This is a genomic window from Xanthobacter pollutisoli, from assembly GCF_040044995.1.
GTDB lineage: Bacteria > Pseudomonadota > Alphaproteobacteria > Rhizobiales > Xanthobacteraceae > Xanthobacter.
Genome location: NZ_JBDZDP010000007.1, coordinates 1 through 25,065 on the forward strand (window position 1 = coordinate 1; position 25,065 = coordinate 25,065).

The 25,065-nt window shown below is 64.8% G+C and carries 36 protein-coding genes; 27 read left to right on the forward strand and 9 right to left on the reverse strand.

What is annotated here, in order from left to right:
• On the forward strand, nucleotides 1-113 hold a 113-nt coding region (locus tag ABLE93_RS14840), incomplete at its 5' end, for an ATP-binding protein (RefSeq protein ID WP_348840831.1).
• Here the strand turns inward: ABLE93_RS14840 and ABLE93_RS14845 are convergent.
• On the reverse strand, nucleotides 97-1,170 hold the full coding sequence (locus tag ABLE93_RS14845) for a DUF6538 domain-containing protein (RefSeq protein ID WP_348840617.1): 1,074 nt from the start codon (nucleotides 1,168-1,170) through the stop codon (nucleotides 97-99). The genes ABLE93_RS14840 and ABLE93_RS14845 overlap by 17 nt on opposite strands.
• A 262-nt stretch (nucleotides 1,171-1,432) precedes the next feature.
• Here ABLE93_RS14845 and ABLE93_RS14850 point away from each other — a divergent pair, with 262 nt between their 5' ends.
• From ABLE93_RS14850 to ABLE93_RS14895, 10 genes are all read left to right on the forward strand, one after another.
• Nucleotides 1,433-2,647 (forward strand): tyrosine-type recombinase/integrase, encoded by a 1,215-nt coding sequence (locus ABLE93_RS14850; RefSeq protein ID WP_348840618.1) that lies wholly within the window; start codon nucleotides 1,433-1,435, stop codon nucleotides 2,645-2,647.
• A gap of 92 nt (nucleotides 2,648-2,739) precedes the next feature.
• On the forward strand, nucleotides 2,740-3,660 hold the full coding sequence (locus ABLE93_RS14855; RefSeq protein ID WP_348840619.1) for a hypothetical protein: 921 nt from the start codon (nucleotides 2,740-2,742) through the stop codon (nucleotides 3,658-3,660).
• 100 nt (nucleotides 3,661-3,760) lie between these two features.
• Nucleotides 3,761-3,997: a helix-turn-helix domain-containing protein gene (locus ABLE93_RS14860; RefSeq protein WP_348840620.1), complete on the forward strand. Its 237-nt coding sequence runs from the start codon at nucleotides 3,761-3,763 to the stop codon at nucleotides 3,995-3,997.
• A gap of 79 nt (nucleotides 3,998-4,076) precedes the next feature.
• The gene (locus ABLE93_RS14865) at nucleotides 4,077-4,274 is read left to right on the forward strand and encodes a hypothetical protein (protein WP_348840621.1); all 198 of its coding nucleotides are present in this window, start codon (nucleotides 4,077-4,079) and stop codon (nucleotides 4,272-4,274) included.
• Nucleotides 4,271-4,483, forward strand: a complete 213-nt coding sequence (locus ABLE93_RS14870) for a hypothetical protein (RefSeq protein ID WP_348840622.1) — start codon at nucleotides 4,271-4,273, stop codon at nucleotides 4,481-4,483. The genes ABLE93_RS14865 and ABLE93_RS14870 overlap by 4 nt, the downstream gene beginning before the upstream one ends.
• Nucleotides 4,480-5,859: a replicative DNA helicase gene (locus ABLE93_RS14875; protein ID WP_348840623.1), complete on the forward strand. Its 1,380-nt coding sequence runs from the start codon at nucleotides 4,480-4,482 to the stop codon at nucleotides 5,857-5,859. Before ABLE93_RS14870 ends, ABLE93_RS14875 begins: the two co-directional genes overlap by 4 nt.
• Nucleotides 5,856-6,743, forward strand: a complete 888-nt coding sequence (locus tag ABLE93_RS14880; protein WP_348840624.1) for a hypothetical protein — start codon at nucleotides 5,856-5,858, stop codon at nucleotides 6,741-6,743. Before ABLE93_RS14875 ends, ABLE93_RS14880 begins: the two co-directional genes overlap by 4 nt.
• Nucleotides 6,744-6,956: 213 nt before the next feature.
• Nucleotides 6,957-7,367 carry a hypothetical protein gene (locus ABLE93_RS14885; RefSeq protein WP_348840625.1) on the forward strand — a complete coding sequence of 137 codons (411 nt, stop codon included), beginning with the start codon at nucleotides 6,957-6,959 and terminating at the stop codon, nucleotides 7,365-7,367.
• 124 nt (nucleotides 7,368-7,491) lie between these two features.
• Nucleotides 7,492-7,680, forward strand: a complete 189-nt coding sequence (locus ABLE93_RS14890; RefSeq protein ID WP_348840626.1) for a hypothetical protein — start codon at nucleotides 7,492-7,494, stop codon at nucleotides 7,678-7,680.
• Between the two features lie 49 nt (nucleotides 7,681-7,729).
• Nucleotides 7,730-8,533 carry a tail fiber domain-containing protein gene (locus ABLE93_RS14895; protein WP_348840627.1) on the forward strand — a complete coding sequence of 268 codons (804 nt, stop codon included), beginning with the start codon at nucleotides 7,730-7,732 and terminating at the stop codon, nucleotides 8,531-8,533.
• Nucleotides 8,534-8,797: 264 nt separating this feature from the next.
• Here the strand turns inward: ABLE93_RS14895 and ABLE93_RS14900 are convergent, their stop codons facing one another.
• Nucleotides 8,798-8,944, reverse strand: a complete 147-nt coding sequence (locus ABLE93_RS14900; protein WP_348840628.1) for a hypothetical protein — start codon at nucleotides 8,942-8,944, stop codon at nucleotides 8,798-8,800.
• Nucleotides 8,945-9,053: 109 nt separating this feature from the next.
• Here ABLE93_RS14900 and ABLE93_RS14905 point away from each other — a divergent pair, with 109 nt between their 5' ends.
• The 3 genes from ABLE93_RS14905 to ABLE93_RS14915 all read left to right on the forward strand — a co-directional run bounded on the left by ABLE93_RS14905 (nucleotide 9,054) and on the right by ABLE93_RS14915 (nucleotide 14,491).
• Entirely contained in the window at nucleotides 9,054-9,803 is a 750-nt protein-coding gene (locus tag ABLE93_RS14905; RefSeq protein ID WP_348840629.1) for a hypothetical protein, read from the forward strand.
• Entirely contained in the window at nucleotides 9,785-13,594 is a 3,810-nt protein-coding gene (locus tag ABLE93_RS14910; protein ID WP_348840630.1) for a hypothetical protein, read from the forward strand. Before ABLE93_RS14905 ends, ABLE93_RS14910 begins: the two co-directional genes overlap by 19 nt.
• Before the next feature lie 174 nt (nucleotides 13,595-13,768).
• Complete coding sequence (locus tag ABLE93_RS14915; protein ID WP_348840631.1) at nucleotides 13,769-14,491, forward strand: TIGR02391 family protein; 723 nt, start codon at nucleotides 13,769-13,771, stop codon at nucleotides 14,489-14,491.
• Between the two features lie 14 nt (nucleotides 14,492-14,505).
• Here ABLE93_RS14915 and ABLE93_RS14920 read toward each other — a convergent pair whose 3' ends face one another.
• Genes ABLE93_RS14920 through ABLE93_RS14930 form a run of 3 tightly spaced genes read right to left on the reverse strand, consistent with a single transcriptional unit; the run spans nucleotide 14,506 to nucleotide 15,994 of the window.
• Nucleotides 14,506-14,937: a hypothetical protein gene (locus ABLE93_RS14920; protein ID WP_348840632.1), complete on the reverse strand. Its 432-nt coding sequence runs from the start codon at nucleotides 14,935-14,937 to the stop codon at nucleotides 14,506-14,508.
• Complete coding sequence (locus ABLE93_RS14925; protein ID WP_348840633.1) at nucleotides 14,927-15,271, reverse strand: hypothetical protein; 345 nt, start codon at nucleotides 15,269-15,271, stop codon at nucleotides 14,927-14,929. The genes ABLE93_RS14920 and ABLE93_RS14925 overlap by 11 nt, the downstream gene beginning before the upstream one ends.
• 3 nt (nucleotides 15,272-15,274) lie before the next feature.
• Nucleotides 15,275-15,994, reverse strand: coding sequence for an SOS response-associated peptidase (locus ABLE93_RS14930; RefSeq protein WP_348840634.1), 720 nt, complete (start codon nucleotides 15,992-15,994; stop codon nucleotides 15,275-15,277).
• 255 nt (nucleotides 15,995-16,249) lie between these two features.
• Here ABLE93_RS14930 and ABLE93_RS14935 point away from each other — a divergent pair, with 255 nt between their 5' ends.
• The 7 genes from ABLE93_RS14935 (at nucleotide 16,250) to ABLE93_RS14960 (ending at nucleotide 19,989) form a co-directional block, all read left to right on the forward strand.
• Complete coding sequence (locus tag ABLE93_RS14935; RefSeq protein ID WP_348840635.1) at nucleotides 16,250-16,378, forward strand: hypothetical protein; 129 nt, start codon at nucleotides 16,250-16,252, stop codon at nucleotides 16,376-16,378.
• A 332-nt stretch (nucleotides 16,379-16,710) separates the two neighbouring features.
• Nucleotides 16,711-16,920 carry a hypothetical protein gene (locus ABLE93_RS14940; protein ID WP_348840636.1) on the forward strand — a complete coding sequence of 70 codons (210 nt, stop codon included), beginning with the start codon at nucleotides 16,711-16,713 and terminating at the stop codon, nucleotides 16,918-16,920.
• 230 nt (nucleotides 16,921-17,150) lie between these two features.
• The gene (locus tag ABLE93_RS14945) at nucleotides 17,151-17,300 is read left to right on the forward strand and encodes a hypothetical protein (RefSeq protein WP_348840637.1); all 150 of its coding nucleotides are present in this window, start codon (nucleotides 17,151-17,153) and stop codon (nucleotides 17,298-17,300) included.
• A 74-nt stretch (nucleotides 17,301-17,374) separates the two neighbouring features.
• On the forward strand, nucleotides 17,375-17,617 hold the full coding sequence (locus ABLE93_RS14950; protein ID WP_348840638.1) for a hypothetical protein: 243 nt from the start codon (nucleotides 17,375-17,377) through the stop codon (nucleotides 17,615-17,617).
• A 136-nt stretch (nucleotides 17,618-17,753) separates the two neighbouring features.
• Nucleotides 17,754-18,527, forward strand: a complete 774-nt coding sequence (locus tag ABLE93_RS14955; RefSeq protein WP_348840639.1) for a hypothetical protein — start codon at nucleotides 17,754-17,756, stop codon at nucleotides 18,525-18,527.
• Nucleotides 18,528-18,742: 215 nt separating this feature from the next.
• A complete protein-coding gene (locus ABLE93_RS26995) occupies nucleotides 18,743-19,291 on the forward strand; it encodes an SH3 domain-containing protein (protein WP_510183032.1) in 549 nt (182 codons plus the stop codon).
• Nucleotides 19,292-19,509: 218 nt separating this feature from the next.
• The gene (locus ABLE93_RS14960; protein WP_348840640.1) at nucleotides 19,510-19,989 is read left to right on the forward strand and encodes a hypothetical protein; all 480 of its coding nucleotides are present in this window, start codon (nucleotides 19,510-19,512) and stop codon (nucleotides 19,987-19,989) included.
• A 72-nt stretch (nucleotides 19,990-20,061) separates the two neighbouring features.
• On the opposite strand, the gene ABLE93_RS14965 is transcribed toward ABLE93_RS14960, so the two are convergent.
• On the reverse strand, nucleotides 20,062-20,388 hold the full coding sequence (locus tag ABLE93_RS14965; protein ID WP_348840641.1) for a hypothetical protein: 327 nt from the start codon (nucleotides 20,386-20,388) through the stop codon (nucleotides 20,062-20,064).
• A 23-nt stretch (nucleotides 20,389-20,411) separates the two neighbouring features.
• Nucleotides 20,412-20,654, reverse strand: a complete 243-nt coding sequence (locus tag ABLE93_RS14970) for a helix-turn-helix transcriptional regulator (protein ID WP_348840642.1) — start codon at nucleotides 20,652-20,654, stop codon at nucleotides 20,412-20,414.
• A 103-nt stretch (nucleotides 20,655-20,757) separates the two neighbouring features.
• Between ABLE93_RS14970 and ABLE93_RS14975 the strand changes: the two genes are divergently transcribed.
• From ABLE93_RS14975 to ABLE93_RS14985, 3 genes are all read left to right on the forward strand, one after another.
• Nucleotides 20,758-21,345, forward strand: coding sequence for a hypothetical protein (locus tag ABLE93_RS14975; RefSeq protein WP_348840643.1), 588 nt, complete (start codon nucleotides 20,758-20,760; stop codon nucleotides 21,343-21,345).
• Between the two features lie 127 nt (nucleotides 21,346-21,472).
• A complete protein-coding gene (locus tag ABLE93_RS14980; RefSeq protein WP_348840644.1) occupies nucleotides 21,473-21,943 on the forward strand; it encodes a twin-arginine translocation signal domain-containing protein in 471 nt (156 codons plus the stop codon).
• Entirely contained in the window at nucleotides 21,936-22,394 is a 459-nt protein-coding gene (locus ABLE93_RS14985) for a hypothetical protein (protein ID WP_348840645.1), read from the forward strand. The genes ABLE93_RS14980 and ABLE93_RS14985 overlap by 8 nt, the downstream gene beginning before the upstream one ends.
• Before the next feature lie 661 nt (nucleotides 22,395-23,055).
• On the opposite strand, the gene ABLE93_RS14990 is transcribed toward ABLE93_RS14985, so the two are convergent.
• Both ABLE93_RS14990 and ABLE93_RS14995 read right to left on the reverse strand, forming a co-directional pair.
• The gene (locus ABLE93_RS14990; RefSeq protein WP_348840646.1) at nucleotides 23,056-23,469 is read right to left on the reverse strand and encodes an EamA family transporter; all 414 of its coding nucleotides are present in this window, start codon (nucleotides 23,467-23,469) and stop codon (nucleotides 23,056-23,058) included.
• Nucleotides 23,412-23,942 (reverse strand): DMT family transporter, encoded by a 531-nt coding sequence (locus ABLE93_RS14995; RefSeq protein WP_348840647.1) that lies wholly within the window; start codon nucleotides 23,940-23,942, stop codon nucleotides 23,412-23,414. Before ABLE93_RS14995 ends, ABLE93_RS14990 begins: the two co-directional genes overlap by 58 nt.
• 316 nt (nucleotides 23,943-24,258) lie before the next feature.
• Between ABLE93_RS14995 and ABLE93_RS15000 the strand changes: the two genes are divergently transcribed.
• The 3 genes from ABLE93_RS15000 to ABLE93_RS15010 all read left to right on the forward strand — a co-directional run bounded on the left by ABLE93_RS15000 (nucleotide 24,259) and on the right by ABLE93_RS15010 (nucleotide 25,049).
• Complete coding sequence (locus ABLE93_RS15000; protein ID WP_348840648.1) at nucleotides 24,259-24,501, forward strand: ParB N-terminal domain-containing protein; 243 nt, start codon at nucleotides 24,259-24,261, stop codon at nucleotides 24,499-24,501.
• Nucleotides 24,502-24,693, forward strand: a complete 192-nt coding sequence (locus ABLE93_RS15005) for a hypothetical protein (RefSeq protein WP_348840649.1) — start codon at nucleotides 24,502-24,504, stop codon at nucleotides 24,691-24,693.
• A gap of 131 nt (nucleotides 24,694-24,824) precedes the next feature.
• On the forward strand, nucleotides 24,825-25,049 hold the full coding sequence (locus ABLE93_RS15010) for a hypothetical protein (protein ID WP_348840650.1): 225 nt from the start codon (nucleotides 24,825-24,827) through the stop codon (nucleotides 25,047-25,049).
• Nucleotides 25,050-25,065: the final 16 nt, after the last annotated feature.

Consider the following 25,065-nt stretch of genomic DNA (forward strand, 5'->3'; position numbering starts at 1 on the left):
CGAGCGTCTTCAACGACCCCAAGATGACCACGGCGCTCCTCGATCGCCTCACCCACCACTGCGACATCGTCGAGACCGGAAACGAGAGCTGGCGCTTCAAGAACCGCGCCTGACCTCCGCCACCATTAACCCCACTGCCGCTGCGCCAAACCAACGCTCCGCGGCAGTGGGGTCAATGCCCCAGACAGGGGTCAACATTCGGCGCCGATAGGGGGTCAGGTTTCCGTGCCGATTGACAAGCTCTTCCTTGGTGAGCCAGCGGAATAGCGCCGACAGCGCCTCCACATAGAGGCCGACGCTCTTCGGAGACATCGGCTCTAGGCCATTCTTGTCCGCGATCTCGGCAACCTGTCGGAGGCCAATGTCCGGAAAGCGTTTGGTCGCATTTGGCGGGAGCTTCATCAAGAGATCGCGGACCTCCCGAACATCCGCTCTGCTGATCTCGTCGACTGCCTTCTGAGGCCCCAGCAGTTCCAGGAGCATTGCAAACCGAAACTCATAAGCAGCGCGGGTCTTCGGAGACACACCTGCCCTGTCAGGTTCCGCCTTGTACAGCTCGACCGCTCGCGCAAGAGTCAGGCGCGAAGTCGGTGGCGGTGACATGCGATCGACGTTGGCGAAAAGCGGATCGTAGGCCTGCTCCTTCGCGAGGTCGGCTCGATCGATCTCACGCGAGTAGTGCTCGATCAGCGCCCTCTGCACATACTCCGCCAGCCGCGGAATGATAGTGGCGTCTCGGCCGAGATCGATAAGGGCCTCCTGAGCCAACGCCGTTGCAACCCGTTGCAGCGAAGCGTCTTCCGGGGATTGGCCGACGAGCATGATTTTCTCGGAGGCTTCAGACGCAAGGTCTCCCCGCAGGGACGCATCCAAAGGCATCGGCTCCGCCCCCGCCTCCAGCCGGTGGAGATAGGTCAGCGCCAAGTGCTGGAGATCCGCATCGGAGATTTGGCTGAGAGCGATCTTGGATGCGGGCGCGCGAGCCTCAGCAAACAGGGCATCAGCTTTCACGCTTTCGATACGCGCCAAGCGGCGTGCCTCAGCGTGGGGAACGTCGCCGAGCGACTTCCAGATTTCCTTCTTGCCGATTTTGCCTTGGATGTCGGCCGGAACCCGAACGCGAAAGGTCCACTTTCCTGCTCTTTTGAAGAGCCTGCTATCCCTTGCCATTTCGCCACCTTGTGTAGCAGGCGTGTGTAGCAAGCGGCTCCGTAAGCTCTTGATCTTTCGCATCAAACAGCGATTTCAATGCGTTAGGGGAAACTGGCGGAGAGGGAGTCCGACATACTGTCGTTCGCTGAGGATCGGACGAGTTCGCTGATGACAGAATTATCCCATATTTTCCAATGCATCCCCCTCGGTTTCGGTTGCTGACGCCCGCTGGCGTTCGCTACAATCCGCGTCTCCTGCTAGGGCAGATGCTGGGGCAGAAATGGGCCGAGAGACGAAAAGACTGAGCGCTCGGACGGTTGCCACGCTCACGAAGCCGGGCCGCCACGCGGACGGTGGCAACCTCTATCTCTCCATCTCCACGAACGGCGGGCGTCGGTGGATCTTCCTTTACCGCTGGGGCGGGAAGCAGCTTGAGATGGGACTGGGCTCCGCTCGCGACGTTTCGCTCGCTCGCGCCCGCGAACTTGCCGACACCGCCCGCGCGCAGCTTGCTGAAGGGCTAAACCCGCTGGCAGCTCGGAAGGCAGAGGCGATCATTCCGACCTTCGGCGACGCCGCCGACGCGCTGGTGGATGACATCGCTTCCGGCTTCCGGAACGCGAAGCACATCGAGCAATGGCGCATGACCTTGAAGGAGTACGCCGGCCCGATGCGGACTAAGTCCGTGGCCGACATCACTACCGAGGACGTGCTGGCGGTCCTGAAGCCCCTTTGGGCCACGAAGCAGGAGACGGCTTCGCGGCTTCGCGGCCGGATCGAGCGCGTGCTGGACGCGGCCAAGGCGAAGGGGCATCGCTCCGGCGAGAACCCGGCCCGCTGGCGCGGCCACCTCGATAGCCTGCTGCCGAAGCGCCAGAAGCTCCAGCGCGGCCACCATGCCGCCATGGCCTATTCGGACGTGCCGGCCTTCATGGCACGCCAACGAGGCCTGAGAGGCAGCACCGCGCTCGCCTTCCAATTCCTCATACTCACCGCCGCGCGCACGGGCGAGGTGAGAGGCGCCACCTGGGCGGAAATCGACCTCGAAGCCAAGGTGTGGACTGTGCCGCCGGCCCGGATGAAAGCCGGGAAGGCCCACCGCGTGCCCCTGTCGCCCGCTGCCATGGACATTCTGGAACGCGCGAAGGAATTGCAGCAGAAGCCGGACGGCCCTGCCCTGCTCTTCCCCGGCGCCAAGGCGGACAAGCCCCTTTCCGTGATGGCGTTCGACATGCAGCTCCGGCGGCTCAAGCTCGATGTGACGACGCACGGCTTCCGCTCGTCCTTCCGGGATTGGGCCGGCGAGGAGACCAGCTTTGCCCGCGAGGTTGCCGAGGCCGCCCTGGCCCACACTGTGGGCGATGCGACCGAGCGCGCCTATCGTCGGGCCGACGCACTGGAGAAGCGCCGTAAGCTGATGGAGGCTTGGGCAATGTTCGTCACCGGTGGCGCTGGCGGCAAGGTCGTGCCGACGCGCCGGGGGGCCGATACGTGATGCTCATTTGCTCGCACTCTGAACCCTTGCGAACGCTCGCGAATACCGGCAATTTTGAGCGAACAAAGATTGAACCTGAGGACGGTCTAGCCATGGCGCCGATCAAGGTCGAACTTCAAGAGGCGGCGCTTGCTCCCGTTTCGGACGGCCGCGGCGAGGCTATGCCCCCGAGCAGGTCGGAGGCATCTTCTGCGGCTTCATTGAGCGGCGCATGGGTGCCGCTGCCCGAAGCGATAGCCTGGATCATTTTCCGGGACTTCGGGAAGGCGCGTGCACTCCGCGAGGCATCACCCTCGAGGATGGCCCTTGAGTATCACTTCGCTCAGGCCGGGATTGATCTTGTTCCGCCTACGGTGTCCGTGGAAACAGCTCTGGATAGCCTTCTGGACACACTGCGCTCAGCGGAAATTGTAGCCCGCCACCGCTCGGATGGACAAAAAATAGATGACCTCGATCCCATCAAATGGGTTTACATGAAGTTTACAGAGGATCGAGAGGGCTGGCGCGTCGAATTCTCAAAGGTCGGCATATTTCGCGACATCACTCTAAATGCCGGCATGCTGTTGCAAGCTTTCCCGAAAGTCCCTGATCCAGTTGAGCATTCGGATACATCCGAATCGGATGCCCCCGAAGAATCCGACTGCTCGACCTACGAACCGGACATCCGTGATAAGGAGGATACGACAGGCTCACTTAAAGAAGATACCACGCAATCCCCAGATGAAACTAACGATTCAGAAACAGACTTTCGCTCGAATTCTATTATTCACGATTTACCCTTTGTAGGAACAGGTGCGCCGGGCCGACCTACGTCTCGGCATCTCGTCAGATCTGAAATGCATCAAAGGCACATGCGGGGCGAAATGTTCCTGAAACTCTCGTACGAGGCCAAGTACCTCGAAGGATGGCTTGAGAAAATTCCGAACGCACACCCTATGACCGCAAGGACCATTGAAAATGCGTTGCGCGCTGAGTTTCGGAAATTGAAGGATGGGCAACCCACGAAAATATAATTTTGTGGGGTTTTTAATGGCGTTTTTCGTGGGTTAATTCCCTTGCAGTCTTCGCCCATCGCCCGAGCACGTTCGCTCGGCTTCGATGAGCGAGGTTCAGATGCCCCACGCCACCGCCGCCGCTTCCCAGCCCTCTACGTCGGTCGTCCGCGACCTTGAGCCTGCTGCGCTCGATACCGCCACCGCAGCCCGCTACATCGGCATCGGCAAGACGATGCTGTTCGAGGAAATCAAGGCGGGCCGCATCCCCAGCCGGAAAATCGGCCGTCGCACGCTAATCCTGCGCAACGACCTGGACGCCTGGCTCGCCGCCATCCCCGCCCGCAATGCCGCCTGAAACGCGAACACCCGACGCTTGCTGAAGGCGCCGGGTGCGGGTTGTCGCGTCGAAATCCATCCGGCCAAGGAAGAATTTCATGCCCTCTTCTCTACCCCACGCCCGCCGTGCGGGCAAGCGTCCGCCACCCACCAGCAGCGCGAAGCCCGCGTCCTCCAGCCTGCCGAACACCCTTCACCTTGCCGCCCATCGGCTCGCGTCCGCCCTCGGCGTGCCGTTTGGCGTGGCCCTGGCGCATGCCGAAGCCGCCGGCCTTGGACGGGAGGTGGCGGCATGAGCCGTTCCACCGTCATCCCCCTTGCCGAGGGCCGGGAGCACCTCCTGAATGCCCGGTGGTGCGCCTACACCGCCGCCCTGCACCGCGCCCAAGCCACTCTCGACATTCGCGACGGCATCGCCGCGGGCGAGGCCTGGCGGGACTTCCTCGCCATCTTCCTGCCGCCCCATAGCCGGGGCGTGCTCTGCAAATTCAGGGGGCGCGAGTGACATCCCCTGACATCCACAACGTGGAGGCCGAGCAGGCGTTGCTCGGCGCCATCTTCTGCAACAACCAGGCGTTCGGCCGGGTGAGCGGCATCGTCGGCCCCGAGCATTTCTACGAGCCCATCCACGCCAAGCTCTTCGAGCTGTGCGGGGATGCGATCCTCGACGGCCGTGCGGCGACTCCGATCACCTTGAAGCCGAAGCTGCCGTCCAATCTGGACATCGCCGGCCTGACGCCGATGGAATACCTTGCCCGGCTGATGGCGGAGGCGACCACTGTCCTGAACGCGCCCGACTACGCCATGACCATCCGGGAAGCGTGGGCGGCCCGGGGCGTGGTGGAGGCGGCGCGGGAGGCCGCAGCCGCCGTCGCCCAGCCTGAGGCCAATGTGAAAGCCTCCATCGCCACTCTGCTCTCCCAGCTCGACGGCATCCGTGCTGAACTGGACGACCGACAGCGCGGGCGCCAATCCCTCGCCGACTGCATGTCGAGCGTGCTCCTCCGCGTCGACGCCATCCGGGAAGGCAGGATCGAGCCCGGCGCCACCACGGGCCTCGCGGACCTGGACCGGATGATCGGAGGGCTTCAACCCGGACGACTGGTCATCGTCGCCGGCCGGCCGGGAATGGGAAAGACCATTGTGGGGGCGAACATGGCCCGCGCCACAGCGGCGGCGGGCAACGGGTGCCTCTTCTTCTCCCTGGAAATGCCGGCCGAGGAAATCGGCGCGCGCATCCTTTCCGACCATGCCTTCCGCCATGGCTCGCCGGTGACATCGAAAGCGGTGTTCGAGGGTCATCTGGACGCCCGCGAGATGCGGGAGATGGAGCACACCGCCTCGGCTGCCGCTGGCCTTCCGCTGCTGATCGAAACCCCGGCCATTGTGTCGGTGGGAGAAATCCTCGCCCGCACCCGCTCGGCGGCGGACGAGATGAAGGCCCGCGGCGTCCGGCTCAAGGTGGTGGTGATTGACTATCTCAAGTTCGTCCGCGCCTCCGACCGTTACCGTGGCCAGCGTGTCTATGAGGTGGGCGAAATCACCGCCGGGCTGAAGGCTCTCGCAAAAGACCTTGGCGTCTGCGTCGTGCTCCTCGCCCAGCTCAACCGGGCGCTGGAGCAGCGGCAGGACAAGCGGCCCGAGCTTTCCGACCTTCGCGAGAGCGGGGACATCGAGGCGGACGCCGACGTGGTGCTGCTGCTCTTTCGCGAGGCCTATTACCTCAAAGACAGGACCGACCCGGAGTCCATGGCTCGCCTCCTGGCTTGCGAGTTCGCCTTGGAGATCATCGTAGCGAAATGCCGGATGGGTGCGGTCGGAGTTGTGGAGACGTTCTGCCATCCCGGCGCCAGTGCTGTGCGGGACAGGGGGATGCGATGACCGCGCCGTGGTTCAAATTCTACCCCACAAGTTGGCGCGCTGACCCGGCTTTGCGCATGTGCTCCATGGGTGCCCGCGGCATGTGGATGGAGATGCTTTGCCTCATGCACGAGGCTGAGCCGCGAGGTTCGCTGCTCATCAAGGGCCACCCGGTTTCGGCGCGCCAGCTGGCGGCTCTCTGCGGCTGCTCGCTAAAGGAAGCGGCGGCATTTCTTGAGGAATTGGAAGATGCTGGCGTCTTCAGCCGCGACGGCGAGGTGGTCTATAGCCGTCGCATGCGGCGGGACGAGGATAAGGCACAAAGGGATAAGGCAAACGGCCAAAAGGGTGGCAATCCGAATGTCCTTCGGTTTAACGAGGGGGTTAACCCCCCGGATAACCCAGACGATAAGGGAGGGGATAAAGCTAAGAATATAGAAGATAGAAGTAAGAAAGAGAAAGAACATGATCCTGCTGACGCAGGAGCGTTTGACCGGTTTCGGAAAGTCTATCCACGCCGAGACGGGTCACAGGATTGGCCAAAGGCGCGGGAGAGTTTCGACCGGGCCGTGAAGGCCGGCGTTGATCCGGAGACCATCGTCGGCGGAGCAGAGCGGTACGCGGCCGATTGCCGGCGACGCGGTGACGAGGGAACGCCGTTCGTGAAGCAGGCCCGGACCTGGCTCAACGGGCGTCTTTGGGAGGAGTTTGCCAACGCTGGCCCTTCGGAGCCGACCGCCAGCATCTCTCCGGACTGGCGGGCACTGGTGATGTCTTTCCAGCGTTCCGGGAATTGGCCTTCAAGCCTGGGGCCAGGGCCTGGATTTTCCGGGTGCCGCGTTCCGCCACCCCTCCTGGCGGAATTTGGCTTCGGGGCATTGGATAGCGTGGGGGGTGGGAAATGACCGGCTTTCGGTCCCCGGCCTCGCGTGCGCCTGCACGCCCGCGCGTGCGAGCCCTCCCGCTCCGACCGGCCTCGCCTCACGCCACCAGTCGCACCGGCAGCCGCATGGCGCAGGCGAACGTCTCGAACGCCTGCCTAAAGTAGGCGGAAATAGATCACCGCCGCCTTGCTCCCTCGAAAAAACAAACCGGGAAAAATCATCTGGAGGTCTTCGATGCCGAGACAAACGCCTTCGCTTTTCGTCGCCATGCTGCGCACTGTCGTGGATTGGGCCAATGCCCCCCATGGGGTCCCCAAGAGTGGCCGAGCCGAACGTCGCCGCCGTTCTCGCCAGCGCCTGAAGGCCCGCGCAGCGTTCTCAGACTTCTTCCAAAGCTACTGCCAGGATCTCGATGTACAGGTGGAAGCTCTTCAACACCTGGTGGCCAGTCTGAATGCCGAGCGGAATCGCCTGCACCTGCAAATCCAGATCCATCAGGAGTGCATGGACGACCTCGGCCGGCGTAACGCCTGCCTTCTAGACCTCTGCGCTGCCTCCCAGCACGAGGCCGAGCACTGGAAGCGGTTCATCGAAGGCGAACGGGAGCGAGAGGCCGAGATTGCCCGGAAGCTTCAATTAAATTGATAGCTTATTCCCAAATGATCGTCAGCGAACTCTGCCGAAATGTAATACATCAAGCAATTCAATTGATGACTACGTAGTTAGATTTCGCGAGCTGCGGTACTCTTCATCGACTGGAGATTTGAAGATGTCCGCAACCCATATCGAGGTGATGAGCCTCCGAGGCCCGCAGGGCTTCAACGCGGCGATCATTGAAGCCGCAGCACGGGAAAGCCTCAGGCCGAGCGATTTTGTCCGCCGCGCCATCCTGGAGCGCATCGAGCGGACGGGCGTCACTCCGCCGGCCGTGAAGCCCCTTTCAAAACGGGAGGGCTGATTATGTCGAGCCGCTTCGCGCCCTTCCTCAGGGCGGAATGGAGATTTTGATGGAACAGCCCTCCGCGCCCGACCCGATGGCGACGGCCCTCATGCAGGCGAAGCTGAACCAGAACACCGCGATCCAGCAGCAGCAGATGAACATGATGGATCAGGTGACGCCGGACGGCTCCCTGAACTACACACAGAACGGCACCCGCACCTATGTGGACGCCTTCGGCAAGACGCGGGAAATCCCGGTCTACACGGCGACACAGACGCTGTCGGACGTGAACCAGGGCATCTATGACGCCTCCAAGCAGGCGCACACCAACATGGCGAACACGGCATCCACGCTGTCCGCCAATGCGCAACAGGCCATGAGCAACCCGCTCAAGCTGGGCAACGAGGCGACCGAAGCGCGGCTTTACGAGCTCGGGTCCAAGCGGCTCGATCCTCAGTTTGCCCAGGCCGAGGATGCCATGCGCACGCGCCTCGCGAATGCCGGCATCAAGCCCGGCTCGGCGGCGTTCGACCGCGAGATGGCGAATTTCAGCTACGGCCGGAACGACGCCTACAACAACCTCCTGCTCCAGGGGCGCCAGCTCGCCGACCAGGAGCTGACCGCCGAGCGCAATCAGAACCTGAACGAACTGAACGCGCTCCTGACCGGCTCGCAGGTGAGCCAGCCGCAGTTCGTGAACACCCCGCAGACGCAGGTCGCGGGCGTGGACTATGCGGGGCTGGTGTCTGACCAGTACCAGGCCGAGCAGCAGGCCTATAGCTCCATGATGGGCGGGCTGTTCGGAGCGGCGGGCGATATTGCCGGCGCCGGCATGGGCATGATGCGGCCCAAGACCACTGGCTGGTATTGAGGGGGCGACCATGGCGACGCAAGCGCAATCACCGTTCATGTGGGGCGCTGGTGGCGCCATGCTCACGCCAGAGGAAGTCGCTCGGCGGCGCGAAGCCGCGGACGCGCTAGTCGCCCAGGGCTCGGATTACTCCCCTATCGGGCATTGGACTCAGGGCCTCGCGCGTGTGGCGAAGGCCATTCGCGGTGGGCTGGAGCGGCGCGATGCCGATCAAGCCGCATCCGAGGGCCGCGCGCAGGCGTCCGAGGCCTACAGCAGGATTGCTCAGGCGCTTTCCGGCGGCGGGCAGGCGCCGACGGCCGACGTGATGGCAGCATCCGAAAATCCTTGGCTTTCCACCGGGCAGCGCGGCGTTGTCGGCGCTCTGCTGAAGCAGAAAATGGATGCCATGAAGCCGCCGGAACCGTTCACGCTCTCTCCCGGCTCGGTACGCTATGGAGCGGATGGGAAGCCGATTGCGAGCGTTCCGGCGCGGGGCGCCGGTGAAGGGCCGCGCCGCAGCCTCCAGCCGATCTATGGCGTGGACGAGCAGGGCAACCCGGTTGTCATGCAGCCGGGTGATGACGGAACCGTTGTGCGCTCGGTCATGCCGCAGGGCGTGACGGTTTCGAACAAGCCGCTCCAGATGGATGCCGGGACGCACTTCGTGCTCATTGACCCGGTGACGCGCCAGCCCATCGGGCAGGTTCCGAAGAACGTGGCAGGAGCCGCACAACAGAAGGCCCTCGGCACCGCGTCCGGCGAAGCACAGGCGCAGCTTCCCGGCGCCGAAGGCATGGCGGGCCAGATCGGCAAGCACATCGACGAACTCGCCAACGATCCCTACTTGCCGAACATGCTGGGGCCGTTGGCCTCGCGCATGCCGAACGTGTCGGCGGACGCCGCCCGTGTGCAAGCCCGGATGGATCAGCTCAAGGGCGGCGTGTTCCTCCAAGGCTATCAGATGCTCAAGGGCGGCGGTGCCATCACGGAGGTGGAGGGCCTGAAGGCTGAGAACGCCATGGCCCGCCTGAGCGCAGCGCAGAACCTTCAGGACTACCGGGCCGCCCTCGCCGATTTCCGCGACGCGCTTTCCACCGGCCTCGCCAAGCTGCGGTCGCAGGCCAGCATGGTGCCGGGTGGGCAGCAGCCGGGCACGGGCGGTGCCCAGCCGGCGCCGTCGCGGTCCGCGCCACAGCCCGGCGCCCTCGCGCCCGGCGCGGTGGTCAACGGCTTCGTCTATCGCGGCGGCAATCCGAAGGACCCGAACTCATGGGGGCGCACGCAATGAACCCGTGGGACATGGATTGGACCCGCGAACTTGCTCCCGCCGCCGCCACTCGGCGATCCCCCCTCCAGCCGTCGGCACCCCGCGTCACCACCTATTCGCCGCAGCGTGGCGGGGACCCGATGGAAGGCGGCTATGAGTCGTCGCGTCCGGGCCCGGACGGGCATGCCGTGGTGCGCACCCTTGAGGACTTCCGCACGGGACAGGCGCCGTTCGTCACCATCGCCGGCAACCCGGCGCTCTACGGGCGGGAATACACCATTCCCGAGGTCAGCTATCAGGCCGGCGGTCAGCGCCATGTGCTGAAGAACGTTCCGGTGGTGGTGCACGACACCGGCAGCGCGTTCCGCAATGCACCCGAGGGCCGGTTCGACGTGCCCGTTGGGCGCGACATGGGACCGGCCGACACCAATCAGGGGCTTTCCGGGGTGCAGTTCGTGCCGCGACAGGGTGGACCCATGGCCTACATGGCGGAACAGCCGCGCCCGGCCGGCGTGCAGGCCATCGAAGGCGCCATCCGCCCGGTCCCCGGCGCCGATCCGATCCCGCCCCGGCCTTCGGCGGCACAGGCGCGGCCTGATACCCGCATGCCGTGGGAAATGGACTGGCCGAACGCCGCTCCGCAGCCTCAGACCGCCCAGCAGGCCGGGCCGATGCCGTGGGAGATGGATTGGAGCACGCCTGAAGCCCCCAAAGCGCCCCAGCAGCCCGCGCCGCCGTCCGGCATGTGGAACAACCTTACGGCCGGCGCCAATGAGGCGATCTATTCGACCCTGGGCGCACCGGTGGACGCGGCCACATGGCTCACGAACAAGGCCGTGCAGGGCATCAACGCCGTGACCGGTGCCGAGCTGCCGCAGGCGCGCACCAACCTTCCCGGTTCGAGCCGGTGGCTTGCGGGTGCCGGCGAGGCCGTGGGCGTGAACGATCCCGCCAAGGTGCAGGCTGGCAGCATGGGCGAGAAGCTGGCGCGCGCCGCGGGCACCGGTGCAGGCGGCATGCTTGCGCCCGAGGCGGTGCTCGGCGGCTTGAACCGCGCCGGTGTGGTCGGCGAAGGCGCTATGGGCATGCTGGGCCAAGTCTTCGGCCGCTCGGCCTCGGTGGGCGATGCCGCCGTGAACGCAGGTGTCGGCGCCGCGGCCGGCGTCGGTGGGCAGATGGCGGGCCAGGTGGTGCCGGAGCCGTGGAAGCCGCTGGCGGAGACGGTGGGCGGCATGGCCGGGGCTGGCGTGGGTGTCGGCGCCGTGGCGGCCGGGCGCGGCGTGGCCGGCCTGCCGCAGGCGTGGCGTGATTTCCGCCTGTCCGACCCGGCAACGCAAGGGCGTGTGGCGGGAGAGCGCCTCCAGCAGTGGGCGACCGATCCCGCCGCGGTGCGCGACACGCTGGACGCGGCCGCAGCCTCGCGCGGTGTCGGCCTGCCGACCGAGCCGGGCGCCGTGGCGCGCAATCTGGTGGCCGGCTCCGAGCCCACGACCTTCCAGCTGACGGGAGACATGGGCCTTGGCGCCCTCGAGCGCGCGAGCGCGGCGCAGAACCCGGCCGAGTTCATGACGCGCAGGGCAGACCAGAATACGGCCCGCGTCGGCGCCTTGGAGGCGATCCAGCCCAAGGGCGCGCCGGAGCAGGTGGTCGGCGTGCTGCGCCAGAACCTTGCCGCACTCGATCAGCAGACCGGGCAGGCCCTGGAAGCTGCGACCACCACGGCCCGACAGGCCACGGGCAGGCTGGGAGGCGAGGGTGCACCGGAGGCCTATGGCGGCGCGATCCGCCAGAGCATCATGGACGCCCGCGGCGTGGCCAAGGAGCGCGAGCGCGCCCTGTGGCAGGCTGTGGACCCCAATGGCGACTTGAACCTGCCGGCGACCGGCGTGCGCGACACGGCCCGCACCATCGTGAAGGGGCTGGAGAAGTCCGCCGCGCCCTTGGTCGGCGAGGAGCGCGCCACCATCGTCACCGCCCTGAAGTATCCCGATGTGGTGCCGTTCCGCGAGATGACGGCGCTCCGCAGCCGGGTATCGGACGCCATGCGCCAGGAGATGATGACGAACGGGCAGACGCGCGTGTATGCTCGCCTGTCGCAGCTTCGCGGCGCCATCGAGCGTGATATTGAGAACGCCGTGGCCGCGAAAGCGGAGATGGAACAGCAGGCGGTGCAGGCCGGCACGATGTCCGAAGAGGACACGATGGCGGCGATGCTCCGGCGGGCGCAGCAGGACGCGGATGCCTGGAAAGCCAGACAGGCGGCCAACGAAGCCGGGCGAAGCGATGCTGTTGGCGTTGGAAACGCTGGAACCGCATCAGCGACCTTTGTTCCTTCAGGATATGGAAGCCAAGGCCCGGCGCGACGGGGACCTCGCGTATCTGCGGGAGATTCGGGCCTGCAAGGCGATACTGGCTTCCTCCCCAACGACCTCCAGCCCAATTTCGACGCCGGAGCCGCGGGACGACTGAAGGCGGCCAGCGAGGCGACCAAGCAGCGCGCGCAGACCTTCGACAGCGGCCGGGTGGGCGGCACCATCCAGCGCAGCGGCGCGACCGGGCCTTTCCAGATGGAAGCCTCTGTCGTGCCCGGCCGGTTTTTCGTGCCCGGCCCGCGCGGCTATGAGGCCATGCAGGCGCTGCGCAACGCCTCTCCCGGCGCGATGGCGCAGGTCCGGGAATATGCCATCAGCACGCTCCGCAAGGCCGCGCAGAGCCCGGCTGACGGCACGCTCGACCCCGCCAAGGTGCAGGCTTGGCGGCAGAAGCACGCCGACGCACTGCGCGCCATGCCCGAGGTTGACCGCATGCTTGCCGATCCAGTGCAGGCGTCGGAGACGCTGGCGCGGCTCGCCACGGCCCGCAAGGAGCAGATGGACGCCTTCCAGCAGGGCGCCGTCGCCCGGCTGCTGAACGTGGAAGACCCGGCCGACGTGTCCAAGATCATCGGCGGCATCTTCTCGCGTCAGGACGCGGTGCAGCAGATGACGCGCCTCGCCCGCGAGACCGCCGGCAATGAGGAGGCACGCAACGGCCTGCGCAAGGCCGTGGCCGACTTTGTCAACCTGCGCTTCATCAGCAACACCGAGGGGGCGACCTCCGGCACCGACATGATGCGCTCGGACGCCTTCCAGCAGTTCCTACGCCAGAACACGCCGGCCCTGCGGCAGGTGCTCTCCGGCCCGGAGATCATGACCCTCCAGGCCATCGCGGCCGACCTCAAGCGGTCCAACCGCTCGATTGCGGCGGTGAAGCTGCCCGGCGGCTCCAACACGGCGCAGGACCTGAACGGCATCGCCAAGGTAAACGGCGGAGAAAGCTGGCTCTCCCGCATCCTGTCGCCGGGCGCCCTCGCCAGCGCCGGCGCGGCGGCGGGGAGCGTGGCAGGTGGTGGCATCGGCGCGGCGGCGGGGGCCGGCGGGGGCGCCCAACTCGGCCGCGTCATCCAGGCCATGCGTCAGGCCGGCCTTCAGAGCGTGGACCAGATCGTAACCGACGCGATGCTCAATCCCGAACGTGCCCGCGCGCTGCTGGCGCAGGTGAACGGCGAGCCGACCGCCGAGGAAGCCCTAAGCTTGGCCCGCGTTTACATGAGGGCGCTGTCTCTGCCGGACCGGGACGAAGGCCAGCCGCAAAGCCTGACACCCACCGTGCCATCGGTCCGGAATGCCGCCCCCCGGCGGAGCAGCCTCAAGGACGGCAACCCTGCACATGCAGCAGTTGCCGAAGCAATGATGCTGCGAGGCCTTGTAAGCGCCTCGCACAGCCCCCGCCTGGAACAGGTGGCGCAGGCCCTGCTGAAGGTGTCGGGATAACCTCGCCGCATCCGCCAGCTCGCGGCAGCGCTCGGCCTCACGTTCGGCGAGGGCGAGGCGGTGCATTGAGGGGGGCGGGCGACAGGGAGGCAGGCCGCCGACGCCTGCCTTGCGGAGGAGAGGTCGACAGTCGCAATCTCGAGGCTGTGGTGTCCCGAATGAAGCGATTCGCCGATGCACATTGCAGACATTCTTCCAGACGCCGACGTGATCCAAGCGCTCGAGCCTGATGAGCTCGGTCTGCGAATGCTCCCATGGCTCGCATCTTTGCCCGCTGCGGAATGCGAATTAGGCGCGGCTTTACGCCAGATGGACAGCGCATACGGACCCAGAGCGGATGATGTTAAGTGGGCCGTGCGCGAAGCTTGGGCTTGGCTCGAAGGAGCGGCCCTCTTGATAACTTCGCCGCAGTTTGTCGGGCATCACGACGTCAGGCGGCTCAGCCGAAAAGCCCAGCGACTTGCCAAAGAAGACCAATCCGGAAGGGTGACGGTTCCTCGGCATCTTCCAAAAGGACCGTTGCATCCATCTATCCGGGAAGAGGTATGGGCGCTCTTCCATCGGGCACAGTTTGACACCGCGGTTTTCGTCGCCATGAAAGGTGTTGAAATTGCAGTTAGAGAAGCGTCCGGACTTAAAGCTGAACTCGGCATTGCCTTAATGCGAAGAGCCTTTGATAAGAATGCTGGACCTCTACGAGATGTAAATGCACCGGAGGGTGAGCGAGAGGCGCGAGCGCATTTCTTTGCAGGCGCCATTGGCAGCTACAAAAATCCGCACTCTCATCGTAACGTTGCGCTGGACGACCCTGATGAAGCAGCAGAAATTATCATGCTTGCCAATCATTTGCTGCGCATTGTGGATGGCATTACCCCTTACAGGGGTGACGCTGGCTGATGGTCGAGAGGCAGCTACGCTCCTATAAAACCTTTTGCGGCAGCGCCAATAAGCTCTCCAACTACAGAGCTAATCGCGGATCTTGCTGTTTCACCGGCTGCCTTTTTGGCTGCGCCCGAAAGAGTTGCCCCAATAGTCTCATTCTTACCGAGCGGAATAACATTCAAAGCTGCCAATGTTTTCTCCGTCAGAGTAAACATTCCGGCCTCTCGCCTAAGGTACCCCTCTTTAACGAGCCATTCTATCGTTGACTCAACGAACTCCTCGTCAATAACAAACTCGGTTGTGTTATTTTTCACTGCTTCTGGATAGAACTTTTCGCAATAAACGCCACATATATCTTCGTATTCAACAAATTCTTGTTGGGGAAATTTTTCCATCAACGACTGTATAACAATCCCAGAAACAATTTTAAACTTATCAATATTGTCGTGATTAGCGCTCATGATCATCCTCGATAGGTTCGCCTCGAGCCATCCGCGAGCGCCTTGCTGGCGCTAGCGAGCCCCGGCAGATTGCCGCATCTCTCTCGCGCTTCCATGCCGTGTAGGCGTCTTCCGGCTGGGCCTGAGCCTCGTGCAGGCCGCTCGCCTTGTCGAGGGCCGCGTCAAGCGCCTTGCGATCCCATCGGTTCGTGCCTGGGATCGGACCCGGCACCAGCCCCTGCCGCTGCCAGGCGGAAAAGCCGCTGCGCGTGAGGGCGCAGTAATCCGCGGCCTGCTGCAACGTCAGGCAGCGCGGCTCGATGACAGGGGTGGGCTTATCCTTGTTGCGGGCCATGGCCTACCTCTCGTCCTTCTTCGTGCCACGCGCCACGATCTGAAGCGTGTCGGCGGGGAGGGGCCTTTGCAGCGCCTTCGCATCCTGCCACGGCGCCGTCATCCAGATTTCGATCTCCTCGGGCTCCCTCAGGATCACCGGCATGGCCTTCGGGTGGATGCTGGCGACCGGCTCGCTCGGCTCGGTGGTGAGGAACCCGAACAGGTCCACAGTCTCGACGCCCGTCTTCATCTTGCGGACGCAGGTCCATCCTGGCGTCCAGATCCCGGCGAACACGGCCAGCGGGCGCGCCTCCGAGAAGGCGAACCACACGTCCCCGCCGGCGGCTTTATTGAACTCGCTGAAGCTGGTGAAGGGCACGAGGCAGCGGGTCGCCGGGCCAAGCCAGCGCTGCCAGTGCTTGCTGCTGGTGTTGCGGATGTTGGTCGTCCCGGCGTCCGGTTCCAGGCGCAGCAGTTCCTTGAAATCGACCGGCTGCCCCTTCGCCTCCAGCTTCGCCGCGCGCTTCTTCGCGGCCTCCATGAGCGCCAGCTGGGACGACGGCATGCCCCATCGCGCCATCGCAATCTCGCGCGCGCCGTCGGCGCCAGTGCGAACGATGGGCGCCTCATAGTCGGGGAAAATGCCGGGCTGCGGCGGCAGATTGCCGGCGAGGTTCCGCGTCGCGCGCACCAGATCGATGATCGCCTGGACGTTCGAGGTGTGGCTGTAGAGGTTGCACATGGGCCGAGGCTACGGCAGGGCGCCGGCTTGCACCAGTGCCGTGCCTTAGCTCGTCACGCGTTCACGTTCAAAGCCGGCACCAGCCGGAGCGCGGCCGCCCCCCCCCCGCCGCCTCGCGGAGGAAGTCCACCTTTGCCGCGGGCGAGTGCTTTCCGCCAAGACGCCAGAAATGGACGCTGGCGCCGGTCAAGCGGGGTCCAGGCCAAATCTGAGCTTGGCGGGGTTTCGTCGGGAAGCGACGCCAGGGCGGCAAGAATGTCGTCCACCGGCACGACCGCGCCGCTGTCCAGGCGCCTGAGAGCAGGCGCGTTCTCGACGGCGCGGCTATCCGACGCCCAGGACGAAAGCGTCGCGCGCTTCTCCTCCAAGCTCATCGACGGGTGATCGAGAATCTGGTCCGGGTGAACCAGGACAGCTGATGACTGCATGGACGGCGGCGCCACTGGCCGCCCGCTTCGCGTGGTTCTCATAGCCACATCCTCCTTCGAGCAACATGGGTACAAGCACCTCGCACGTCTGTGCGATGCCTCGCCGGTACTATGCCGGCGCGGTTGATTTTGGAAACGACTTTGAGCCCGTCAAGGGGGTCAACGCGACGCCTATTGCTCCAGCAAGGCTAACCCGCTTGGCCGCCGTTCCACCCCCTATATCTCGTGGCTTGTTCTCTTTTCGTTCTCGTGGAATCCATAGGAGCAGATCAGCGCCGGAGATGACCCATGTCGAGCGAGCCCCAGCCCGCCGAGCAGACCCCTTTTGACGTCAGCGACGCGGAGATCGAGGAGGCCTTGGCGGCCTGCGACGGGGATCCCCGCGCGACGATCCGCTCACTCCTCGTCGGGCAAGCCTACCTTGAGCACGAGATGTCCCGCCTCCAGGCGGACGCGTCGTCCGGCTTCCGCCGGCGCCGCCACGCGCTGGGTGATTGAGATGGTCCGACGAAGCGCGCGGCATTGGAGCCACGCGGATCAAGAGGCCTTCATCCAAGCAGTGTGCTCGATCCGACACAGCATCATCGCATTGCTGAGCCGTTGCCCGATCGGCTCGCCCGAGTACCGCGCGCTTTCGGACCTCATGGCAGCGGTGAACGCGGCTGGCGTGTTCCTTGAGCTAAGATGGACGAAGCCGGGAGGCAACCAGTTCCAGTAGGAAAGGGCAGATGAAGGACCAGCCTTGGACCTCGCCTGACGCACCGCGCTGGAAGCGCTGGGCTGGGAGCGTGATCCTCACGCTCTGCATCGTCGGCGCGTGGATCCTGATGCTTCTCGATCCCATCGTCCGGCTGTGGCGCTGGTGGTTCGCGGCCTGACGCTGCGGCGCCATCGAGCCTCGGCCCGAGCAGTGATAGCCTCCCGTCACCGGCTTCGTCCGTAGGAGGAAATCATGAAGACGCTCGCCATCGCGCTCGCCCTGCTGTCACTTCCTGCCGCCGCCGCCTCGGCGGACACCTGCGTTGCCAACGCCGACGCGAAGAAGCTCGCCGGCGCGGCCCGCACCAGCTTCCTCACCAAGTGCCAGAAGGATGCGACGGCGGCCTGCAACACCCAGGCGACCGACAAGAAGCTTCACGGCGCTGCGCAAACCAGCTTCACAACCAAGTGCGTCAAGGATGCTGTGGGGCAATAGACCGGGAGCCCAGCCTCGCGCCAGGGTGTGGCTCCACAGCCACGCTGCTGCCTCAGGTTGTTAACTGAACGTTAACTCATCTCGACAGCCGGCTGCATATCCCTGACGATGCTCCCAAAGGTTGGGGGCGGAAGCAATGCTCAGGCGGGGGATTCGCATCGGCGCGGCGGCGACGGCCGCGCTTTTCACGGCTGGCTGTGTTACCACGGAAGTGGCACGCTTCCAGCCGAAGGCGCAACAGGAAGCCATCGTGCGCGATGGGCAGCCGGCCCTGGTGTCCAAGAAGACGAAGACGGTGGCCCTCGTCCGGCCCGCCTCCCGCGGCCTCCGGCCAGGGGCTCGGCCCGTCTACGTGGTGGGCGTGTTCAACGCTACCGGCGCCGCGATCACCTTGAGGGCCGAAGACATCACTGTTGAACAGCTGATCGATGGTCAGCCGGTGAAGCCCCTCAAGGTCTACAGCTACGAAGAACTCGTGCGCGAGGAGCAGACACGCCAAGTGATAACCGCCGTGCTCGTCGGTGTCGCCGCCGGTGCCAACGCTGCGGCTGCGGCCAACGCCGGCTATTACAACAGTACGTCACGGGTCTACTCGTCCTATGGATCGGCGACGGTCGTAACCTCTGGCTATAGCCCCACGGCGAACGCCATCGCCCAAGCGAACGCCTCCTACCAGAATGCCCAGATGATCAATTCCGCGGTGGAGCGTGGGCAACAGAACATGGCCGCTTTGGAGCGGGACGTGATCAAGGACAATACGATGATGCCCGGCGAGTGGTACGGCGGGCAGGTAGTTTTTGATCCGCCGCAGACGTCGACGGGCGATCAGAAGGCTTATCGGATCACGATCAACGTGGGTGGCGAGCGCCATGAGGTCGACGTGGCGCAAGAGGCGCCGGCCCGCGCCTAACGGCCGTTTACTCGCACCCGCAGCCGTTCAGGCCACACCGTTGCGTCGGGGCGGCGCAATTCGGCTAGGGCGCGCCTGATATGGGGCGCCGTGCGACCATAGCCGTCGTGGCATTCGGGACCGCCCTTTGGTTCATCGGCCAGCTCGGGAGCGGCAACAGGGCGCCGCAGAGTTCGCCTGGTCCATCTCCGCAAGCAGTAGCCCCGAGCCGACCGATGGTCCTGCCGTCCGGTCCTCCGGCTTCGCTCGCGCCGCCAACGTCGTCGAAGATCCAGCCGACGGCGCCGGACCCGGACCGCCTGCAGGTCAGGGGATCTAACGTCGCGTTCCGAGCCGGGCCATCGCGAGACGCCGCGATCATCGATCGGCTCGCGAAGGGCCTGAAGGTGGAAGAAATCGACCGCGCCGGCGAATGGTCCAAGGTGCGACACCCGGTGACAGGCCGGGAAGGATGGGTGTTCTCCAGGCTCCTCGGTCCAGTGGACGGCCAGGGCGGAGCGGAGCCAGCAAAGCCCACGAAGCCAGTTCCGGAGGTGAAGCCTCCCGCAGCGCCCGCGTTGTCGATTGCCGTCATTGCACAGCGTCTCATCGCCGAATCTCGGGCCAGCTATCCGGGCTCTTGTGCATGCCCCTATGACACAGATCGAGGTGGCCGACGGTGCGGGGCGCGGAGCGCATATTCGAAGCCGGGAGGCTATGCGCCGATCTGTTACGAGAGCGACGTTACGGAGCAGATGGTGGAAAGGTATCGCGCCAGCCACTGATTGCGGTACTTCAGACCGCCCCTGAGGATAGCGAGGATCATTGCCGGCGTCGCCTTTCCCTGGCTCTCCATCGGGATCACGCTCGCATTCTGGCCGAGGAGTGCGACATGCAACTGCGGTGGGCAGCCAGGGGCGCGAGGGCGGCGGCGATGGCCAGAGAGCGCATTGCGAAAACGGGGATAGCGCCGGGTGGGCACCCCGTCTGGACGGATCGCGAAATGGCGCTGCTGGCGGTGATCTTCCCAGATTACAAGCGCGCTGTAGCCGTATTGCAGCGGCGAACGTACGCCGCCGTAAGGGGGCGGGCCCGCGCAATGGGGCTTACAACGACGCGGCACCTGTGGACCGGCGCCGAAGTTTCCCGCCTCCGCAAACTCTTTCCCACGGCCGACAAGGAGACTCTGCTGGCAGCATTCCCAGGGGTGGAGCTTGGGCAGATCAAAGCAAAGGCGCGCGAAGCCGGCATTCACCGTCAACGCCGACCCTTCAAGTCGACCGGCATTCCTCCAATAGATCAAATTCGCGCTAGAGCGTTCAAATTAAATATTTCCATGGTCGATCTTGACGACATGGCCAGAACAAAGCCCTACTTCCAGAAGGGCAACTGGCACACTGGAAATATAAGCTATAGAGCTATCGGGAGAGCGACAAAAGCGCTTGATGGCTTGTTGGCCGTCCGCTGGACCGACCAAGGCTAAACAGGCACTTTCCTCAGCCTCACGCCCGGGCCCTCGCCGTTCTCCGCCACGAAGATCACGCCGGCGGGGTGGTCACGGCCTAAAATAGGCTGCCCCGATCAACGCGATGATTTGCAGCCAGCATCCCGCTCGGACGAGGCACACCCATCGGCTCAATTCTGCATCATGAATGCGCGAATGGCCTTCCGTCAGCAGGGCCCAGAAAACCAGCCGCTGGGTCGAGAAGTGGTTTCGCCAAGCTCCGGGTGAAAGGCGGAGGTCGAACAGGCGGACCAATGGCGAGCCGAGCCGGCGCCATTCCGGCTCGGCGACCTCGCGAAGACGGCTGGCAAGCCGGCAAGCCGCCGCGGCAGTCGCGAACCCTATAAGGAACAGCGCGACGACGGCAACCATCAGCATGGGGCTGATTCCGCTGTTCACGTTCAGACCTGGTTTTTCAGCCGCACCCCCGGCTGCCCATGGTTCAGGAACTCGACGCCGGCTTCTTCGAGGGCAATCTGCACCTTGCGAACCGTCATGGCGCCGCTCGTGATCGGTTCGGCGCCTCGCGCCTCCATATTTCGGATCGTGTTGATGCTGACCCCCGACTTGTCGGCGAGCCATTTCTGTTCGACGCCTGCAAGGGCTCGTGCGGCGCGCAACTGGTTTCCGGTGCTCAAGCTCATATTGGGTGTGATACCTAATTTTGTGGTTGACAGCAACATGAGATAAGCGCTTAGGTACTAACGCCAGATTAATGGCGTTGGTACCCAATCAAAAGCGCCCACCATGCCCAACCTCTCCCAAATCATGCGCCGCGCCTGGTCGCTTCTGCGCCAGTCGATGGCGCCCTACAGCCGGCCGGCCTTCGCTGCCCACCTGCGGCAGGCCTGGCACGAGGCCCGCAACGCCCCGGTGACGGAATGGGCGGTGCTCCAGCGCTATATCGTGGTGTCGCGCGGTGCCCATCGGGCCGAGGTGATCGGCAAGCTGGAAAAGGCCCTCGCCGAAGCCCGATCCCGGTCCGCCAAGTACAGCCGGGCGGGCGCGCCATCGTCGTGGACGGCGGGCAAGCACCGCTCCAACGACCTGATGCGCGTCGCCAACGTGGAAGCCATCCTGCGCACCGAGAAGGCCGCGGCTGGCATTGCCACCAGCTACACGGCGAAGCGCGATGGTGCCGCCTACGTTCTCAAGCGCAACGGCGTCGAGTTCGGCCGGCTGATCGGTCCCGCTGACCGGCTCGCCTTCACCAGCACGGACGCCATGCTCGCCGAGAAGGTCCGCACGGCCGTCGTGCCCTGGGGCGGTGTCCCCGCAGCGCTGGCCAAGGTCCGGGCCGCAGACGAAGCCCTGCGGCTCGCTCGCATCGCCTGATCCCCGTCTCAAAAGAAGGAGGACCCCACCGACCCTTCGGCCCTGCGCCAGTTGCAACGGGCGACCTGATCCCGAGGCGGCACGACCGCCTCCGATTTCCTGAACCTCACACACCTGGAGCCTACCCATGCCGAAGCCCACCGCGGCGGCAAACGCCGCCCCTATGCCTGCATCCTCCCGCCGCGCCTTCCTCAAGGCCGGCGCTGCCCTCGGCACCGTCGCCGCGCTGGCGGCCCCGGTCGTCGTCCTCCCGAAGGTCGAAGCCGCGGAAGCCGACCCGGTGTTCGCCGCACTCGCGGCTGTCCGCAGCGCCCGGCAGGAGCGCGCTCGCCTCTACCGCAAGCTCGATGTGGAGCATTCCGCGGGCCATATCGCTGCCGAGACGGATGCCGAGGTGATGGGCTCCTGTTCGGCCTATTCGGCCGCACTGCGCCGCACCGTGCGCACGGTCCCGACTACCAAGGAGGGAATGCAAGCGTGGCTCGCCCTCGTGTGGGCTCCCGGCACCTGGGAGGGCGCCATTCCCGAAGAGGAGGTCCGCCCCATTCTCGCGACCGTCCGCGCCTATCACATGGGGGGGGAGGTGGCCCATGCGTGAGCCTCGCCCCCTCTCCCGCCGTGGCGCCCTCCTCGGAGCTGCCGCGCTCTCCCTCGGGGCAACGGCTGCGGTGATTTCGGCCGCTCCCGTCTCCGATCCCGTGTTCGCGGCTATCGCCGAGTTCCGGGCGAAGCGCTCGGCGTTCAACGCTGTGCTCAAGATCCAGGAGGAGCACGAGGCGCGGTGCTCCGAGCGCGGCGTCTCGTTCTGTGCGTCCTCACCGGAGGGTGACGAAATTGAGGAGCGATACAACGCGGCCTGCGATGCCGACGCGGATGCGTGGTGGGATTTTCTGAACACTACGCCCACGACGCGCGCCGGGCTTTTGGCCTATCTCGACATGCTCACGGATCACGACGGCTATGGCGGAGGCCCGAGCCCCGATGCCGACGACTTTGAAGCCATCTGCACGGCCATCCGAACGTTCGTGATGGCCGCTGGTCATGCGTGAGGGCTTGCGCACCTCAAGACAGGGGACCGCGGCTAGGCTCGGCGCACAAACTCGAAGGCCAAAGGGGACCCGGGCGACAGTTCGCGGCCACGCCCGGGTCCATGCTACCCGACATGGCGTGTAAGGCAGCAGATGCTGCATAGCACATTAAGGGCTCGCTGCGGAGAACCGGATGGCCGGCGGTGAAGCCAGCCATCCGGCTACATTTCCCCGGCGAAAGTTAACGGGGAAAGCAGTGAGAGGGTAGCTGCACCTTGGGATTGAAGCCAGTCGTCAAGGTGAAGACGTGGCTACATATTTTCCATCGGTGGACTGGCCCAGGTCCGAGCTGCCAACCAGGGCAGCCGTCAGTGCATTTATCAAGTTTGTCGCGGCGCGAAACAAAAGGCTGCCTCGCCTGTTTTTTGTCGCGAGGAGGGTGCCGCATGAATAGTTCGATTGTGGTCCTATGGACATTGCTGGTGCTCGAGGCTGCCTGCCTGCTGGCGCTTATGTGGAAGGCGCGGTAACGAGCCCAATTGTCGCGCTTGTGTTTGTAGGTGGATGGTCGGACGCTTCACACCTCGAGATCGGTTGGTGTGGCACTGACCCGGGCGTTTGGCAAAATCAAAAGCTGCCCGAAGAACCTGTACCGAGTGCAGGGTGAACACTTTGCCTCACCCTACTTCCGCTTCTTGAAGCGGTGTTCTTTTACCACGAGCGCCAGGCCTGCGGCGACCACCACGGCTGCGCCGAGCAGCACTAGCCCGTCCGGCCATTCGCCCAACGCCAGAACGCCGAAGAGGGTCGCCCATAGTAAGGTCGCATAGTTCAGGGGAGCCACCACCGAGGCAGGCGCGTAGCGAGTTGCCGTCGTCATGCAGATTTGGCCGAGTCCTCCGGCAACACCCAGTCCTACGAGGATGGCGCCAGTTTGGGGGTCGGGCTTGACCCAGCCGAACGGCAGCGTGGCGAGGCCAGCCAGCGAGGCGACCAGGGAAAAATAGAACACAATGGCCTCCGCCGTCTCGCTACGCGTCAGGTGGCGCACCTGGGTGATGGCGAAGCCGGCCCCGATCGCCCCTGCCAGCGCCATCCGGCGCCGATGATCGGGCCGTTCCCCACTCCCAGAGATGCATGGGATAAGGACGGCCAGAGCATGAGGATCACTCCGCTGAAGCCGATACACAGTACGAACCATCGAAAGGCGGGCACCCGCTCGCCCAGCAGAATTGCGGCGAGAATGACCGCCACCATTGGCGTGGTGTAGGTGAATGCGACTGCCTCCGCGAGCGGGATAAAGGCAAGGGCGGCGAAGCTAAACCACATCGCGGTGACCCCCACTAGGCCGCGAACCACATGACCGAACGGCTGGCGCGTCACCAGCGCGCTCGTGAGGCGACCGGTCCACAAAAGCCAGGGAACGAGCGGAAGCAGGCCGAAGGCACTGCGGAAGAAAACGATCTGGCCGCTCGGCACGTCCTCGGCCAACACCCGCGCGAGCGCAGACATGATGGCGAAGAAGAAAGTCGCGCTGATTTGCAGGGCAATGCCCGCAGGAACGTTCATGATGTGGTGTGGTCGAAGTCCGGCGGCCGTCGTTGGCGAGACTTCTATAGCGGCCCGCCTGGGAAAACGGCATGCAGTTCCTGCAAGGCTCCCGTGGCAGCCCTGCGCCGTAGGTCGGATTAAGAACGGAGGTTGAGGTGCGGCAGAATTTCCGGCGGAGCGCAACGCCCCAATCGCGGCACCTGCGCGCCGGTGCCTCGCCTATCGCCGCTGAAGCGTGTGCGCTGCGGCTCGGGATGCCGGGGATATCTCGCCTCCACAGCATGACTCGCCTCGCCCTTCAGAGCCTGCTTCCCGCGCGGCAAAGGAGGGATCAATGCTCAAAGAGCTTTCAACGGAAGGGTTCTCGGTCCAAAAGCTCGTTGTCGATCCGGAGTACCAACGGGAAATGAGCCGTCGGGGCGTCTCCAACGTCCGCCGGATCTCTGAGAACTTCGATTGGTCGAAGTTTGCGCCCGTCATAGTGGCGCCTGTGGAGGGCGGACGTTTTGCCGTCGTAGATGGACAGCACCGCACGACTGCCGCCATGCTCCGCGGCATCGAGAGCGTGCCATGCTAGGTGGTTCAGGCGGATCGGGCCAAGCAGGCCGAGGCGTTCGCTGCCGTGAACGGGCACGTCACAAAGACGACGCCCCAGCAGCTGTTCCATGCGCGGCTGATGGCGGGCGACTCGCAGGCGAAGGAACTTGCGGAGGTGTGCGCCGCGGCTGAAGTGTTCATCACCGGCGCAATCTGGTCCAAGCGAAGATGAGGAAGGGGCAGACGCAGGCCGTCGGAGCGCTACGGAGATGCCTTGACGCCCATGGCAGGGAGACGCTCATCACCGCGCTTCAGTGCATCACGCAAAACGGAGACGGCAACCCCGGCTGGGTGCGGGCCACAGTGGTGGAGGCCCTTTGTGAAGTCCTCGGCGGAAACGTCCACTGGAGGGATGCTGGTGGCGCGCTGCTTCAGGCGATGGACAATTTCGACTTCGCCGAAGCATGGGATGAGGCCATGGCCGGCCGCAACTTCATTCTCGCGCCAGCGGTGCAACACGAACTCGCCGAGCGGGTCCGAAAGCATCTGACCAAGGCGCTGAAGCCGGCGAAAGCCAAAGCGGCCTGACGCTCCGAAGCGCCCG

Excerpts from the sequence above, each read along its gene's own strand:
- ABLE93_RS14960 (WP_348840640.1), top strand. The coding sequence starts at position 19,510 with ATGGCGCTGCTGGCGGTGATCTTCCCAGATTACAAGCGCGCTGTAGCC.
- ABLE93_RS14925 (WP_348840633.1), bottom strand. The coding sequence starts at position 15,271 with ATGGCCCGCAACAAGGATAAGCCCACCCCTGTCATCGAGCCGCGCTGC.
- ABLE93_RS14930 (WP_348840634.1), bottom strand. The coding sequence starts at position 15,994 with ATGTGCAACCTCTACAGCCACACCTCGAACGTCCAGGCGATCATCGAT.
- ABLE93_RS14995 (WP_348840647.1), bottom strand. The coding sequence starts at position 23,942 with ATGAACGTTCCTGCGGGCATTGCCCTGCAAATCAGCGCGACTTTCTTC.
- ABLE93_RS14845 (WP_348840617.1), bottom strand. The coding sequence starts at position 1,170 with ATGGCAAGGGATAGCAGGCTCTTCAAAAGAGCAGGAAAGTGGACCTTT.
- ABLE93_RS14935 (WP_348840635.1), top strand. The coding sequence starts at position 16,250 with ATGTCGTCCACCGGCACGACCGCGCCGCTGTCCAGGCGCCTGAGAGCA.
- ABLE93_RS14895 (WP_348840627.1), top strand. The coding sequence starts at position 7,730 with ATGGAACAGCCCTCCGCGCCCGACCCGATGGCGACGGCCCTCATGCAG.
- ABLE93_RS14860 (WP_348840620.1), top strand. The coding sequence starts at position 3,761 with ATGCCCCACGCCACCGCCGCCGCTTCCCAGCCCTCTACGTCGGTCGTC.
- ABLE93_RS14970 (WP_348840642.1), bottom strand. The coding sequence starts at position 20,654 with ATGAGCTTGAGCACCGGAAACCAGTTGCGCGCCGCACGAGCCCTTGCA.
- ABLE93_RS14985 (WP_348840645.1), top strand. The coding sequence starts at position 21,936 with ATGCGTGAGCCTCGCCCCCTCTCCCGCCGTGGCGCCCTCCTCGGAGCT.
- ABLE93_RS15000 (WP_348840648.1), top strand. The coding sequence starts at position 24,259 with ATGCTCAAAGAGCTTTCAACGGAAGGGTTCTCGGTCCAAAAGCTCGTT.
- ABLE93_RS14850 (WP_348840618.1), top strand. The coding sequence starts at position 1,433 with ATGGGCCGAGAGACGAAAAGACTGAGCGCTCGGACGGTTGCCACGCTC.
- ABLE93_RS14920 (WP_348840632.1), bottom strand. The coding sequence starts at position 14,937 with ATGAGCGCTAATCACGACAATATTGATAAGTTTAAAATTGTTTCTGGG.
- ABLE93_RS14880 (WP_348840624.1), top strand. The coding sequence starts at position 5,856 with ATGACCGCGCCGTGGTTCAAATTCTACCCCACAAGTTGGCGCGCTGAC.
- ABLE93_RS14975 (WP_348840643.1), top strand. The coding sequence starts at position 20,758 with ATGCCCAACCTCTCCCAAATCATGCGCCGCGCCTGGTCGCTTCTGCGC.
- ABLE93_RS14865 (WP_348840621.1), top strand. The coding sequence starts at position 4,077 with ATGCCCTCTTCTCTACCCCACGCCCGCCGTGCGGGCAAGCGTCCGCCA.
- ABLE93_RS14955 (WP_348840639.1), top strand. The coding sequence starts at position 17,754 with ATGCTCAGGCGGGGGATTCGCATCGGCGCGGCGGCGACGGCCGCGCTT.
- ABLE93_RS14915 (WP_348840631.1), top strand. The coding sequence starts at position 13,769 with ATGCACATTGCAGACATTCTTCCAGACGCCGACGTGATCCAAGCGCTC.
- ABLE93_RS14855 (WP_348840619.1), top strand. The coding sequence starts at position 2,740 with ATGGCGCCGATCAAGGTCGAACTTCAAGAGGCGGCGCTTGCTCCCGTT.
- ABLE93_RS14940 (WP_348840636.1), top strand. The coding sequence starts at position 16,711 with ATGTCGAGCGAGCCCCAGCCCGCCGAGCAGACCCCTTTTGACGTCAGC.
- ABLE93_RS14910 (WP_348840630.1), top strand. The coding sequence starts at position 9,785 with ATGGGGGCGCACGCAATGAACCCGTGGGACATGGATTGGACCCGCGAA.
- ABLE93_RS26995 (WP_510183032.1), top strand. The coding sequence starts at position 18,743 with ATGGTCCTGCCGTCCGGTCCTCCGGCTTCGCTCGCGCCGCCAACGTCG.
- ABLE93_RS14990 (WP_348840646.1), bottom strand. The coding sequence starts at position 23,469 with ATGGCGCTGGCAGGGGCGATCGGGGCCGGCTTCGCCATCACCCAGGTG.
- ABLE93_RS14980 (WP_348840644.1), top strand. The coding sequence starts at position 21,473 with ATGCCGAAGCCCACCGCGGCGGCAAACGCCGCCCCTATGCCTGCATCC.
- ABLE93_RS14965 (WP_348840641.1), bottom strand. The coding sequence starts at position 20,388 with ATGCTGATGGTTGCCGTCGTCGCGCTGTTCCTTATAGGGTTCGCGACT.
- ABLE93_RS14870 (WP_348840622.1), top strand. The coding sequence starts at position 4,271 with ATGAGCCGTTCCACCGTCATCCCCCTTGCCGAGGGCCGGGAGCACCTC.
- ABLE93_RS14950 (WP_348840638.1), top strand. The coding sequence starts at position 17,375 with ATGAAGACGCTCGCCATCGCGCTCGCCCTGCTGTCACTTCCTGCCGCC.
- ABLE93_RS14885 (WP_348840625.1), top strand. The coding sequence starts at position 6,957 with ATGCCGAGACAAACGCCTTCGCTTTTCGTCGCCATGCTGCGCACTGTC.
- ABLE93_RS14945 (WP_348840637.1), top strand. The coding sequence starts at position 17,151 with ATGAAGGACCAGCCTTGGACCTCGCCTGACGCACCGCGCTGGAAGCGC.
- ABLE93_RS14890 (WP_348840626.1), top strand. The coding sequence starts at position 7,492 with ATGTCCGCAACCCATATCGAGGTGATGAGCCTCCGAGGCCCGCAGGGC.